Here is a 14067-nt window from a genome sequence, read left to right as displayed (position 1 = left end):
TTGAACCATGCAATTTACAGTTTTAAGAGAAAATTTGCTTAAACCATTGCAACAAGTTTGTGGTGTATTGAGTAGTCGCCCAAATATTCCTATTTTAAATAATGCATTATTAGAAATTGAAGGAACCTCCTTAAAAATCACAGGAACTGATTTAGAAGTTGAACTTTCTACTCAAGTACAGCTTAATTATGCACAACAAGATGGACGTTTTACTATTCCCGCAAAGAAATTTTTAGATATTTGTCGTAGTTTTGCTAGTGATATGGACATTATTGTAGAGTTTGTAGAAGATAGGGCGATTATCCGTTGTGGACGCAGTAAATTTAATTTATCTACGTTGCCTGCAGAAGAATATCCTAATTTAACTAACTGGGCATCAGAAGTAGATTTTTCTATTGAACAGGCAACATTAAAACGCTTGATTGAAGCAACTCAATTTTCTATGGCGAATCAAGATGCTCGTTATTTCTTAAACGGTATGAAATTTGAAACGGAAGGAAATTTATTGAGAACAGTTGCTACAGATGGTCATCGTCTTGCAGTTTGTACTATTGCATTAGAGCAAGAATTACAGTCTCATGCTGTGATCTTGCCAAGAAAAGGTGTTTTAGAATTAGTACGTTTACTTGAGACCACAGAGCAACCAGCACGTTTGCAAATAGGCACTAATAATCTGCGAATTGATTTGGGAAATATTATTTTTACGTCTAAATTAATTGATGGACGTTTCCCTGATTATCGCCGAGTATTACCACGTAATGCGCAACGTATTATGACGGGAAATTGGGAAGAATTAAAACAAGCGTTTGCCAGAGCTGCTATTTTGTCTAATGATAGAGTACGTACAGTACGTTTACAGCTGGCAGAAAATCAATTAACTATTACTGCGACTAACTCAGAACAAGAAGTGGCCGAAGAAGTTGTTGATGTAAATTATGTTGGTGAAGATATGGACGTTGGATTTAACGTTAGCTACGTTCTTGATGTACTGAATGCGTTGAAGTGTGAGCAAGTCCGCATGAGGTTAACAGATGCTTTATCAAGTTGCTTGATTGAAGATGTAGATGATGCTAGTGCAGAATATGTAATCATGCCGATGCGTCTATAGTGATTATGGCAATTTCCCGACTGTTAGTTCAAAACTTTCGTAATATTGCTCAAACGGATTTAGAATTTGAGTCTAAGTTTAATTTCATTGTAGGTAATAATGGCAGTGGAAAAACTAGTTTATTAGAAGCAGTTTATTATTTAGCACATGGACGTTCTTTTAAGAGTGCGGTGTCCAATAGAATAATTTCTTATGAGCAACCGCACTTTTTATTGCACTGTAAAGTACAAGAATATCAGCATCAATGGTCTATTGGTTTACAAAAATTTAGACAAGGCAATACGATATTTAAAATTAACGGAGAAGAAGCTAATAAACTCTCTCAACTTACTCATTTATTACCGATGCAAATTATTACTCCAGAAGGATTAAATTTGTTGAATGGCGGTCCTATTTATCGACGAGCTTTTTTAGATTGGGGGCTTTTTCATCATAATAATGCGTTTTATCCAGCATGGAGTAATCTAAATCGATTACTTAAGCAACGCAATGCTGCCTTACAGCAAGTTAGCGACTATAACCAGCTCCTGATTTGGGATAAAGAACTAGTAAAAATCGCACATCAAGTAACTTCTTGGCGAGCGGAATATGTAGAATCTTTACGTAGTGAAATTGAACGAACTTGTGCTTTATTTTTACCTGAGTTACACATCAGTTTGACTTTTTATCAAGGATGGGAAAAAGAAACAAATTATGGCGATATTTTAAAACGTAATTTTCAACGAGACAAAGCCGTTGGCTATACTATGTCTGGTACTCAAAAAGCAGACTTACGTTTCAGATGTAATGGACTACCAGCAGAAGATGTGCTTTCACGAGGACAATTAAAATTACTGATGTGTGCTCTGCGGCTAGCTCAAGGAGAGCATTTAATGACTCAAAAAAACAGACATTGTATATTTTTAATTGATGATTTTGCTTCTGAGCTAGATCCTAGTAAACGAGAATTGCTAGCCCACCGTTTACAGCAAAGTCAATCACAGGTTTTTATCACCGCAATTACAAATGACCAACTTATTCAAATGCAACCAAAAAATCACCGCACTTTTTATGTTAAAGAAGGTAGAATTGATTGAATATAATAACTAAAATCTATTTTTACATTAATTAAATTTGACTCTTTTATAAAATAAGTTTTTGTAAAAACTAAAATATTTTCGGATTAGTTTTATCCATAATCCCTTATTCTTATTTTCTAGTTGTGTACTTTTCTCTATTAAAGTTTTTTCAATATCTAAATAGCTAATTAAATTATGGTTTGATAGATTTAAAATAGAATCTTGAATACATAAAGCAGGTGATAAATGGTAAACAGAATAGTTTTTATCCGATAAAAATAACTCAAAAAACAGAATGTCTAAGGGTTTAAATTCATTAATAGAAAGATTTGATAACAAGTTTAGGCAACGTTTAATTGCTACTTTTGAAATAATATATCCCCCAGCTCCATAATGTCCACTTTTTAAATTTAAAAAAGTCCTATTATAATAGTTAGCCTTGTCTGCATTACTATATTTTGAAGGTATAAGATTAGTGTCTAATTTTATAATAAAAGATTCATTTGTATTAAATCTATCTTCAATCCAATTAAATTGATTTAAAAATAGATTTGTATTTTCTCCTAAATAAACATCGTCTTCAAAAATACAGATAAAAGGCATGTTTTCATTGAGACATTTTTGCCATAAGGCTAAATGACTCATAAAACATCCCTTTTCAGTAGTACTTAGTGCTTTAGTTGAATATAATTTAGAGAAAAATTTTTTCATAGCAACATCAAGCGTTTGAGATGGATACAAGGCATCAAAAAACTTGAATGAAATACCTTTTCTAGAAAACTCTTTTTCGATATGTTCTCTACGCTCTGTTGCGGATNTTGTTTGTTTGTTTGTTTGTTTGTTTGTTTGTTTGTTTGTTTGTTTGTTTGTTTGTTTGTTTGTTTGTTTGTTTGTTTGTTTGTTTGTTTGTTTGTTTGTTTGTTTATCATTGTACTTCTCCATTTTCATTTTAATAAATTCCATATTTAAATTTATGTTTGAGATCTTTGTAATGACGTTTCAGCTTATATTTTAACGAGACATTCTCATTTTTCACTGTTTTGGCGGATTTTCAAGTTGTGGATATAAATTATTAAATAAATTGGATTTTAACATTGTTAGTAAAAATAGCATTCTAGGATATTTTGATATAGTAATTCGATGTATTTATTTTTGCAATTTTCTATCTTTTTCATGATTTGTATTTATAGACCCTGCTGAAATAAATAGTTAGCGTGATCCAAATCTGCTGTGTTATCAATATCTAATGAGTCGTTTTTATTCATTACATATAATTGTATAGGATCTAGAAAAAAACGGCGATATTGTAGTAATTTTGTGGTGTCGTTGATATAAATTGCACCATTGGGGCGGTACGCAATAGGTAATGCTTGGCGTGGGCTTTCTAAGTCTTCAATTCGCCGCACAGCATAATAGTTACCATTTTCACATAATAATGTTTTATAGGGGTGATGTTCTGCAACACAAACAGAAATGACAGAACCCTTTTCAATCGGATCATATAATTGAAAGGCTTCTTGAATATGATGAGTTCGACGCAAAGGAGATGTAGGTTGTAATAAAGTCGTAGTGCCTGTACAAATGCCAGCTTGTTGCAGAGTATAGCAAACAGCATCAATAGATCGAGCGGTGTCATTAGCTAGTTCAGCTGGACGAATAATGACTTCGGCTTCATACTTCAAAGCGTGCTGTGCCAACTCTTTACCATCTGTACTAACAATAATACGTTCGAATAGCCTTGATTGCTTTGCTGCTAAAATAGCGTGTGCTAAAAGGGATATTCCACCAACGGTTTGTAGGTTTTTGTGTAGTATGCCTTTGGAGTTGGCTCGAGCAGTAATAATAGCAGTGTTCATAAGAAAATCTCATAAAGGGTTTTTTGTATCAGTATTAATAGGCATGGATACCTGTGAAACATAGGATTTTTGTCTTTTTTCATAATTTCTTTTTGTGGTGCAAGTATTTTCGAATATGGCTAGGTAGGTGTAGTAAATCAAAAATCAATCGGTAGATTAAATTGTTTTTTAGTTTTTGTGGATGATATTTCTTACGGAAATAGCGGTAAAAAGCCGAACTAGGTACTTTAATATCTTTTAGACAATCTTTTGGCTTAGCAAAATACATCTTATTACGATTAACTTCTTCTAACCCTGTTTTAGGAGCAAGTGGCAAATGTTTGCTTAATGGTGAAATGGGTGAAACAGAATAGATTTCTATACCATAAAGTTCTTGTAGCAAATGCAAAATAGATAAGTCTGTCTCAGCAGAATGCCACGTTTTATTCATTTCTATTAAGTTAGACTTAAATCTAGGTTGAAGTTTAATAAGATTAGTTTTTTTGCTATCGAAAGCATAAGTTTGCTTTGTTGATTCATACAAATCTATCCCTGTAAAATACAGTTTTTTGTATCCCATCGCTACCGCTGTTAGTGCCATAATAACACCAGAAGTTACCACTTTATTATGAAATAAAGCTAAATGCAGAGTATGTTTTGCCAATTCGGGTAGTTTTTCACGATATAAAATGAAAGCATTTAATGTGTCAGGAAACCAATTGAGTAAATCTTCAGCTTTTTGTGAATAAAGAAGCCGACTCTCAAAGTCAGAATACGCAATTTGCTCGCATTGATATTCGTTATTTTTATGTAACTCTGACATGGTAGCTTGTTGTTCAATGAATAACGCATTATGAAAAAATGCAACTTTAATTTGCTTGCCCACATAATATTGCTCTTCTAAATAAAATTGATTACAGCGGAATACGTCAATTTCATCAGGTAAACGGTTGTAATCAATTTGTGCCAAACTCGGACCATTACCAGCAATTAAGGCGGCTTTGCATTTAGGAAATTGAGACTGTTTATTTTTATTTACATCGTTCATATAATAAACCTCATTAAAAAATATTGTTCAGGTAGCCTGAAAGATTATTTATTGTTACCAATACAATAATTGGACAATTAAAATTTAATTATTAAAAATAACTATATTATCCTTTCGTGCGTGATTATCGACTAAATGTCCAGTAAATAAAACGCTTAATACGATCAACTATTGCAAAATATTCACGTCTAATTTTAGTCATAAAACGACGGTTATTTTTATTCATCGTAATCTGACTTTGTTTTGTATAATCTGGTTTAACACAAGGTGGAGTAATACCAAGTAAAGCGACATGCGTTTCATAAAAACGATCCATGCCAATATCTACGTTATGTATCCATTCTTGTGAGTAATGTAAGAATTTTTGTGCCACTTGTGGAGTAAGATAGTAACCTGTTGCATTACTATAACCAAAATAATGTTGTTCTAATTTTGAATTATCTGACAAAATATGAACTAATTTTGTTTTGATTTTTTTACTATTAGAATGAGTTAACCAAAAAAAATCAAATTGATTTTCAGTTGAATGACAAAATTGATATACAGTTAAAAAATTAGGCTGCAAAATTGCATCGTCCTCTAACACAATAATGGGTTGTTGCAATTGCACACATTTTTCCCACATCAAATAATGGCTGGCATAACAACCTAATTGACTTAACGTTATTTCATTTCCTTTACGTTTATAACGTTTCTCTCGATTATACTTAGCAAATAGTGGATGGTTTGGCTCGTCATTCCCATTTACACCTTTAAAGAAATGATAATTTATTACAATATTAGGATTCTGTTGTTGAAGTTTATTAAATTGCTGGGAAATAAAAGCCTTTCTTTCAGCTGCTTTTTCTAAATTTATTACAAAAATAGGTGTTAATTGATTGATTGACATAATCTATCCGAAATGCAACAAAAAATAAATTTATCCTAAAAATTTTTTTAAATAAAGTCAATTATTTTTATTTGCTTCATTTTTCTCTAAATGCTATAAATATATAATTACTATAAGTTATGTCTATGAGAACTTTATGTTTAATCATGTTATTAGTTTAGAAACAGCAATTGATCGCCGTTTACATATTGAAAAAGAATTCAAAGAACAAAACATTCCTTTCACATTTTCTAATGCATTTCAACCCAATGAAGCAAACGATAATATTATACTAAACTTAGTACCTAATTTAAATAAAACAGAATTAACTAATGGAGAAAAAGGCTGTTTAATTAGCCACTTATTATTGTGGAAGAAATGTATTGATGATAATCTTCCTTTTATTAGCATTTTTGAAGACGATATTTTACTAAGTAATGAAGCACATTTTTTTATTAAAAATTATGATTGGCTAAAAGAGCGGTTTAAATTAGAAAATAATTTTATTATCCGTCTAGAAACATTTTTAATGGAAGTAGAAGAGGATCGTAACACACTCATAAAAACATTTAAAAACCGTAAATTTAACCAATTAAAATCATCGCATTGGGGAACAGCTGGATATATTATTTCACAACCTATGGCAAAAAATTTACTGGCTCAATTTAAAAAAATGACTGTAAATGATATTCATCCTATTGATCAAATCATTTTTAATCAATTACTATCTGACAATCAGTATCAAATTTATCAATTAAATCCAGCAATTTTAATTCAAGAATTAACATTATATAAAGAAAAAAGTCATTTAAAAAGCGACATTGAACCCGATCGCAGAAAAATAATGAATTCTAAAAAAATAAAACGTAATCTTTGGCAAAAAATAAAACGAGAAATATGGCGTTATAAAATAAGAAAGCAAGAAAAATTAATAAAAAAACAAAAAGAATATCAAATTGTAAAATTTTTATAGAAAAGGTATCTTAATATGAGTAACTTAGTTTCTGTGTTAATTTCAGCTTATAATGCAGAAAAATTTATAGAACAATCTATCCGTTCTGTTATGCTCCAATCATATCATCATATTGAAATAATTATAGTAAATGATGGTTCTACTGATAACACAGGAAAAATTCTTACTCAGTTATCCAATAAAGATACTAGAATTATTATTATCGAAAATAAAAATAACATAGGGTTCATTAAATCCCTAAACAAAGGCTTAACATATTGTAAGGGAAAGTATATTGCGAGAACAGATGCAGATGATGTTACTGAACCATTTTGGATTCAAACTATAATAGAAAAAATGGAAAAAGAGCCAGATTTACTTGCTGTTGGAGGATTTATTACTGTATGGCATAGTGATAATCAACTTGGGCATCTTGGAAATTACACTCATAATGGGCAGATATTCAAAAGTTGTTTAAATCATAATGAAATTATAAGAGGACTTCCATTTAATAATGTAATGCATCACAATACTATGATTATAAAGAGTGATGTTTTTAATAAATATCATCTACATTATGATGAATTATATCCTCATGCAGAAGATTATAAACAATGTTAAAGCCGAACGTTGGGAGGGGGATGTACAAAACCTTGAGCTCATCAGCCGACAAGATGTGATGAAATACAAAAGCGAACATGCCCAAGCGGGAGGAAGTGTATCGGTCACTTACGGTTCGGGCGGAGGGGCTAACTTTAATGCTGCCTATAACTCAGCGAAGCTCAATACAGCACAGGTAGAAAACCAAACAAGTGTTGACGTGGGCAAAGGGGGAATGGATGTCGTTGTGAAAGGCAACACCCACCTTGAAGGCGCGGTTATCAGCAGCCAAGCAGATAAAGCGGACAACCGTTTCCAAACAGGCACCCTAACAACAAAGGACATCCAAAACCACAGCGAGTTAAAAACGAAAAGCGTGGCAATCAGCGGAGGCTCAGGTGGCATCAACCCAATGTCAGCGTTAAGTTTACTGGGGAATAAAAACGAAAGTAGCCAAAGCACAACACATTCAGCGGTAGGCGAAAACATTGGCATCACACTCACAGAAGACCCGAATGCAGAGATTACGCTCAAACAGCTGAATCGAGATACGGAAAATGCGAATCAGAAGGTGACGAAGCACGACCTCACAGAGGTAAAAGAAACCCAAGAACTGGTCAAAGGGATAGGTGAAATCGCAGACAAGGCGATGCAGATTTACACCCACAGTGAGCGGGAAGAAATCGAACAAGCGAAGCTGGCATTAGGCAAAGCCAAGGCAGCAAACGCTACTAAAGAGAAGGTGAATGAATTAACCCAACAGCTAAACGATTTACAGAAAGCTTACGACAAAGCATACGGCACAGGCAGTACAACCAAGCGTGCAGTGGAGGCGGTTACAGCTGCATTACAAGGCTTAGCGGCGAAAGATGCAGGGCAAGCAATCGCAGGACTTGCTTCACCGTATTTAAATGAGCAAATCAAACGCCACACAGAAAATGCAGATGGTTCGGTGAATACGGAAGCGAATTTACTGGCGCACGCCATCTTAGGGGCGGTAGAAGCCACCATCACAGGTAACAATGCCCTAGCAGGTGCAGCAGCCGGGGCAGGTGGCGAAGCGGCAGCAATGTTCATCACCCACACCCTTTACCCAAACAAAAAGCCAAACCAACTGACCGAAGCGGAAAAGCAAAACATCACCTTCTTAAGCCAATTAGCTGGTGGACTGGCAAGTGGTTTAGTGGGAGACAGCACACAAGCGGTGGCTTTAGGGGGAGATATTGCAAAAAGGGCGGTGGAGAATAATGCTCTAGATGCAAGCCAATCTGTCGATTACTTAAAAGAGCTAAGTGATGCGATAGCTCAAGGAAAATCACTAAATGAAATCAATGAGAAATATAAAGCAATAAGCCAAGCTGAATTTGAAAAAGATCTTCAAGCGTGTAATCAGCAAGGTTTAATGTGTTATGTTGGTACATTAATGGCAATGGATGCAGGTGTAAAATCGGCAGAGGGTTATAAGAATTTTCATCCTCTTCCTCCTGATATTCAAGCTCAAGCACTGGATTTTATTAGAAATGAGGCAGCTCGTCATAGTATTGAATTAGTAGATGGTTCTCCAACAATGATTCAATTGGCATTAATGGCTATTGAAGTTGGTCAGGAGATGTATGAGGCTAAGAATGCAGGAAGATCTTTTGCTACGGATCGGGCTCAGGCTAATTTTGCGAAGAAAGTTAAATATTCAGCTCCTATAGCAAAACCTACGGCTAAGGTAGTATCAGAAAAAAATATTAAAACTTTGGATGGAAGGGTTCTGTCTTATAGTTCAAATATTAAACATGTAAATGGTAAAGATCCTAATGCAGGTTTAGAACCTAATAATGTAATAGAGTTATTTAAAAACTCAGTTCCTAGTACTAAATATGATGCTAAAAAAGATGTAAGATATTCTGTTGATTCAAAGGGAAATATTCATAGGTTTTTTGGTGATAAAAATACTTTAGAATTTCATTGGAGTGGCAGCACAAATGATATTTCTAATCCATTAAATGAAAATCATATACCTAATGAAGTTAAGAAAAAGTTGAGAGGTTCAAAATGATAATTGGTGATCCATTTAAGTTTGCTATAGGATTTAACTTAATAAAGGAATGGAATGAAGATAGTACGCCTTGGATAAATGGTATATATGATATATATATATATGGTGTTAAATACCCAGATAAATTATATGTTACAGAATTTAATACAAATCTAAAATACTTATTCTATAACCTTATTAAAGATATGAAATTTGTAGATAGGCAGGTAGTTAATCATTTTTTAAAGAATATTAATGATGATGAATACACTTTATTTCTGTTAGAGAATAAATTTTTATTTTCTCTAGAAAGTAGTGATATGAATGATCATGGTCTAAAAATATTTTATATGGCTGATAAAATGTATGATTATATAATTGTTCAGAATGGTAGCAATATAGAGTTATTTAATTTTTACTTTGGTGATGTCATAAATGTTTTTCAAGAATTTTCTAAACTTGACTTTAATGGTTCAATTATCCCCGATAACTCCGATGTAGCTATATCCAAAAGGGTAGACTGAGATTCTCTTATTACAGATGGTGAAATTTTTAGCAACGGTTAGATAGTAACAAAAAAGCGAACTTAATTGCTCACGCTATATTAGGTGGCATTGAGGCGATAGCCACAGGTAACAATGCATTGGCAGGTGCAGCAGCAGGGGCAGGTGGCGAAGCGGCAGCAATGTTCATCACCCATACCCTTTACCCAAACAAAAAGCCAAACCAACTGACCGAAGCGGAAAAGAAAAACATCACCTTCTTAAGCCAATTAGCTGGTGGACTGGCAAGTGGTTTAATGGGAGACAGCACACAAGCGGTGGCTTTAGGGGGAAATATTGCAAAACGGGCGGTAGAGAATAATTTATTAGCTCAAGAAGATGATGAATACGTTTTGGAAAGTAGCGAGTTATTTAATAAAAATAATTCATTAAATGAAAAACGAAAAGCAAGAACATCAGAACTCCTAATAAAGAGTAGCTATATTGATCATCTAATTAAGTTATATCAAGAAGACCCCAATAAATTAAATTCAGTTCAAAGAGATTATCTGCATACTGAATTAACAAAAATAGCTCATTCTTATAATATTCCAATAGAGAATTTATATAACTGGGATTTTAGCAAAACAATAAAACGTGATGATTCTAAACTATCAAATTATTTAGCACATAATGAATACTTTTGGAATCGTTCTTATGAGGGTAAACAAGCAAAATCATTTGCCTTGGGTATTGTATCGGGAGCAGATGGTACAGTTAAATTCCTAGGTAATACGGCGGACTACATAATTAAAACACCTGTAACGCAAATCGGTAAGGATGCAATTAAAGTTGGTGAGGCAGTGATTAGTTTGCCAAAAGAGTTTTTTGCTCAAGATATTCCTGCTCACTCAATTGAACGCCAGTTATTATCAATGACTTCTGCAACAGGTGAAGATGTTGGTAAAGCGATATGGGCGAATGTAGGTGGTGTTGCAACGCTTTCATTGGGAGGGAAAACGGTTCAATGGATTGGAGGAGTTTGGCGAGATATTTGCCGAGCGAGAAAATCACATCAATGGGATTGAAAATTTTTGGAGCCAAGCCAAGCGAGTGCTTCGAAAATATAATGGAATAAACCGAAAAAACTTTCCTTTATTCTTGAAGGAATGTGAATTTCGGTTTAACGTTGGGACACCTAAAATACAGCTTAAAACCTTGCGAAAATGGTGTAAAATTTAGGGCTAATCTACTTCAGCCCCTTATTTATTCTAGCGTGTTCTGTTTTAAAGGATCTTCCCCATACTGATTTTCCCCTTTAGTACCTTCAAGAACGCCTATAACAACAGTGAGAATCATACCAATAATCTCTCCAATAACAGGGATAAGCATAATTAAAAAGCCTAATGCAAACCAACCTGATTTATTTGCATCATGCAATCGTCTGACGCTAATTGCAATAGAAGGTGGCATCATAGCAAGTGCAATAATCAATGCAGGAATTGTTCCAACGCCAGTAACACCAGCCATAATCAATATAATCGAAATGAGAGTATTAAAAAGAGTAAATCCCCAATACTCTCGTTTTCTCGCTCGTCCGTTAAAATTGACGTAATTTTTAGTATAACCTTCAATAAAGTAAACAGTGAGATTTCAGTTGCCATAGTGGACTCCTTATTTGTGTCGATTAAAAGAATTGGTTTAGCAGATTCTTTAACTTCTAGTGATAATTCAGGCTCATATCTTTCATCACAGAATTTCTGAGCTAAATGCCCTAATTCGTGAGAAACTGATCCGTAATAAAGGACTAATAGAAAAGGGGCTAAAAATAGCATAGCGAATAATGCCGCATTGGATCAATGGATTACAAATTAAGCCCCAAATGCCGTAGATGACGAAACTTAAAATGTAGTCCTGAATATAATCGGTTAAATATCCTTCAAGTCCACCAGTGATCAACTCCCAAATATCTAAGAAAAATCCAATAATGCCCTTCAATCCGAGTGCATAACATAGGATGGTGGGAACCGAAAAATACAGTAAGGTAACGGCCGTAACTTGCAGACCTTTCAGAAAGATGTTTCCAAAATGCAGTGACTGTAGAGGTTTATTTCTCGCCAAATCCGTCACTATTTGCACTTGCCAACCTTTGATAAAGATTATGCCAAAAGGGTACTTAATAAAAGGGAATAGTAAGAGCAATGGGAGAACCCACAGCTTTTTATAGAATGATTTATCAGTAAAAAGATAGGTATAACTCTCCCGATACTCATTCGCTAGGCGGTTAAAGATACTCATAGTTTCCTTTGTGTTGTTTTGATTACGCCTTTACTCATATAAAAGGCTAATATGTACTTTTATCAGATATTCATTTATAGGTAAATAATCGACAAAAATAACAATAAAAGATAAGTGAGGTTGTTATGTCGAAATTGTCTGTAACAGAAGTGGATAGATTGATTGGGAAGCGGATCCAACAGCGTCGCAAAGAGTTGGGGCTGACAACATCTATCCTTTCTGAGCAGATAGGCATTGCACAGCAACAGCTTTCACGCTATGAGCGTGGCGATAACAAAATCAATGTATCGCACCTTGTCGAAATTGCCGTAGCTCTTGATACGGAAATTGTTTGGTTCTTTTTGGATTGCCTTTCGGATGAACCGAAAACATCACGCAAGTTTATTCCTGTGGCGGAAGATGAAATACGCACCCGTTTAGCTCATCACTTAGATAACTTAAATGCAGATGAACGCAGAGGATTGTTGGTCTTTTTAGACACGTTGCAACGATAACTTAACAAATTGCTCATTTTTTGACACATTAGAAAACTCGTTAGGCATAGTCTAGCGAGTTTTCTTTATTTGATATAAAAGAAAATCAGCGAATTTTATACCGCACTTTAAAGCAGCCCCTTTGGGTTTTATTACTGTATCTGCTGCATACTAGTATTGAATATGTAGTGGGAAGTTATGTAATAAAATTTGGGATTTCCATATAGCATTTCATTTAGGAATAGTATGCTCAAATTATGGGATGATTGATTTATGACTGTCATATCAAAGAATGTTCAAAATATCAGCAATTAAACTTATCAAAAAATTTCTCTTGACATAATCTAGCCCTTTCTCCAACTGGATAGTTTCAAAAATACCAAAATTTTCAAAAAATGCTTGACAAAAGAAAGTGCTTGACAAGCACCCTATAAAATAATACCTTTTTGCCCACAGAGAAAAGTCCCTTCATCCCGAATATTTTTCAACTCACAGAAGGAAATCATCATGAACTCATTTCTCTTTGAACTTGTTACTATTCCACTCTTGATGTTAATTTGTCGTAATGCTTTAGCCTTAAAGCCAAGTTACTATCTTATTTTTATGTGCATACTAATCGGCTTATCATTATGGTTAACAAAAACAGATTCTATCTTCTGGCAAGAATATGGGGAGTTAAGCTGGCTAGTGTGCAGTATGGAGGTATTGATTATGGAGCTCCAACTAATTCCCTACTTAAGCGATCTGTTTACATCCCGAAAAACCTACCTACAAGAAATGCCAATGTATTGTTTTGTCTCAAAAAACTGGATTTTTTTCAGCAAAAAATCGAGCCAAACGAGAGGAATATTGGGAAGATTATTTCCGCTTAGAGGATAAAGAATGAAGTCTTTTATTTTTAAGCGGATCTTGTTTTCTGAGGTTTGGTTTAACACCATTTTTCCCTCAGAAGAAGAAAAGCACCTTATCCGTATTTTATATAATAAGCCTGCTTCAATCCCCTATGAAGAGGAGATAATTGGTTGGGATGAAATAGAAACAAGTGCTAAACCTACTGATGATGAATGGTGCTGCTATGATGAGCGGAAGCCATTTTATCATCAAATCTTCCCAAACGATACACGAGCTTATGCAAGGTTGAAAGCAGAAAAATATATTGAAGAGCTTGATAGCTTTCTTGAATGGTTTTACGATGATGTGGAAAATTATTTACTGGAAAGATACGAGGTTTATCAACGAAAATTCGAGCTTATAAATTAGCCTTCGGATTGACAAATTGCTCATTTTTTGATAAATTAGACATCTCGTTAGGCATAGTC

Annotated in this window: 15 protein-coding genes and 1 pseudogene; 10 read left to right on the top strand and 6 right to left on the bottom strand. The window is 34.0% G+C overall.

Features of this window, described 5'->3' with window-relative positions; genetic code table 11:
- Positions 1–7: 7 nt before the first annotated feature.
- A complete protein-coding gene (dnaN, locus tag ACFQ02_RS04800; RefSeq protein ID WP_380819999.1) occupies positions 8–1108 on the top strand; it encodes a DNA polymerase III subunit beta in 1101 nt (366 codons plus the stop codon).
- 5 nt (positions 1109–1113) lie between these two features.
- Positions 1114–2184, top strand: a complete 1071-nt coding sequence (recF, locus tag ACFQ02_RS04795) for a DNA replication/repair protein RecF (RefSeq protein WP_380819996.1) — start codon at positions 1114–1116, stop codon at positions 2182–2184.
- A gap of 27 nt (positions 2185–2211) precedes the next feature.
- Here the strand turns inward: recF and ACFQ02_RS04790 are convergent, their stop codons facing one another.
- From ACFQ02_RS04790 to ACFQ02_RS04775, 4 genes are all read right to left on the bottom strand, one after another.
- Positions 2212–3108, bottom strand: coding sequence for a glycosyltransferase family 25 protein (locus ACFQ02_RS04790; protein WP_449329121.1), 897 nt, complete (start codon positions 3106–3108; stop codon positions 2212–2214).
- Positions 3109–3350: 242 nt separating this feature from the next.
- A complete protein-coding gene (locus tag ACFQ02_RS04785; protein WP_380819991.1) occupies positions 3351–4022 on the bottom strand; it encodes an acylneuraminate cytidylyltransferase family protein in 672 nt (223 codons plus the stop codon).
- A gap of 79 nt (positions 4023–4101) precedes the next feature.
- Positions 4102–5049, bottom strand: a complete 948-nt coding sequence (locus tag ACFQ02_RS04780; RefSeq protein WP_380819989.1) for an alpha-2,3-sialyltransferase — start codon at positions 5047–5049, stop codon at positions 4102–4104.
- A gap of 124 nt (positions 5050–5173) precedes the next feature.
- The gene (locus tag ACFQ02_RS04775) at positions 5174–5938 is read right to left on the bottom strand and encodes a glycosyltransferase family 25 protein (RefSeq protein ID WP_380819987.1); all 765 of its coding nucleotides are present in this window, start codon (positions 5936–5938) and stop codon (positions 5174–5176) included.
- A gap of 136 nt (positions 5939–6074) precedes the next feature.
- Between ACFQ02_RS04775 and ACFQ02_RS04770 the strand changes: the two genes are divergently transcribed.
- The 6 genes and pseudogenes from ACFQ02_RS04770 to ACFQ02_RS04745 form a co-directional block, all read left to right on the top strand.
- On the top strand, positions 6075–6890 hold the full coding sequence (locus ACFQ02_RS04770) for a glycosyltransferase family 25 protein (RefSeq protein ID WP_380819985.1): 816 nt from the start codon (positions 6075–6077) through the stop codon (positions 6888–6890).
- Positions 6891–6905: 15 nt separating this feature from the next.
- The gene (locus tag ACFQ02_RS04765; protein WP_380819982.1) at positions 6906–7490 is read left to right on the top strand and encodes a glycosyltransferase family 2 protein; all 585 of its coding nucleotides are present in this window, start codon (positions 6906–6908) and stop codon (positions 7488–7490) included.
- Entirely contained in the window at positions 7420–9516 is a 2097-nt protein-coding gene (locus ACFQ02_RS04760; RefSeq protein WP_380819981.1) for a VENN motif pre-toxin domain-containing protein, read from the top strand. Before ACFQ02_RS04765 ends, ACFQ02_RS04760 begins: the two co-directional genes overlap by 71 nt.
- Entirely contained in the window at positions 9513–10019 is a 507-nt protein-coding gene (locus ACFQ02_RS04755; protein WP_380819979.1) for an Imm42 family immunity protein, read from the top strand. Before ACFQ02_RS04760 ends, ACFQ02_RS04755 begins: the two co-directional genes overlap by 4 nt.
- Before the next feature lie 161 nt (positions 10020–10180).
- Positions 10181–11065 carry a VENN motif pre-toxin domain-containing protein gene (locus tag ACFQ02_RS04750; RefSeq protein ID WP_380820176.1) on the top strand — a complete coding sequence of 295 codons (885 nt, stop codon included), beginning with the start codon at positions 10181–10183 and terminating at the stop codon, positions 11063–11065.
- Positions 11031–11219 (top strand): annotated as a pseudogene (locus ACFQ02_RS04745) (transposase); the annotation flags it as partial. The gene ACFQ02_RS04750 and the pseudogene ACFQ02_RS04745, both read left to right, overlap by 35 nt.
- A 24-nt stretch (positions 11220–11243) precedes the next feature.
- Here the strand turns inward: ACFQ02_RS04745 and ACFQ02_RS04740 are convergent.
- Both ACFQ02_RS04740 and ACFQ02_RS04735 read right to left on the bottom strand, forming a co-directional pair.
- Entirely contained in the window at positions 11244–11612 is a 369-nt protein-coding gene (locus tag ACFQ02_RS04740) for a DUF805 domain-containing protein (protein WP_380820174.1), read from the bottom strand.
- A gap of 114 nt (positions 11613–11726) precedes the next feature.
- On the bottom strand, positions 11727–12275 hold the full coding sequence (locus ACFQ02_RS04735; RefSeq protein ID WP_380819978.1) for a DUF4013 domain-containing protein: 549 nt from the start codon (positions 12273–12275) through the stop codon (positions 11727–11729).
- 125 nt (positions 12276–12400) lie between these two features.
- On the opposite strand from ACFQ02_RS04735, the gene ACFQ02_RS04730 reads away from it, so the two are divergent.
- Positions 12401–12769, top strand: a complete 369-nt coding sequence (locus ACFQ02_RS04730; RefSeq protein WP_380819975.1) for a helix-turn-helix domain-containing protein — start codon at positions 12401–12403, stop codon at positions 12767–12769.
- Positions 12770–13630: 861 nt separating this feature from the next.
- Positions 13631–14008 carry a hypothetical protein gene (locus ACFQ02_RS04725; protein WP_380819972.1) on the top strand — a complete coding sequence of 126 codons (378 nt, stop codon included), beginning with the start codon at positions 13631–13633 and terminating at the stop codon, positions 14006–14008.
- Positions 14009–14067 lie beyond the last annotated feature (59 nt).

The organism is Seminibacterium arietis (genome assembly GCF_042675725.1).
GTDB lineage: Bacteria > Pseudomonadota > Gammaproteobacteria > Enterobacterales > Pasteurellaceae > Seminibacterium > Seminibacterium arietis.
This window is presented reverse-complemented; position numbering and strand designations above follow the sequence as displayed.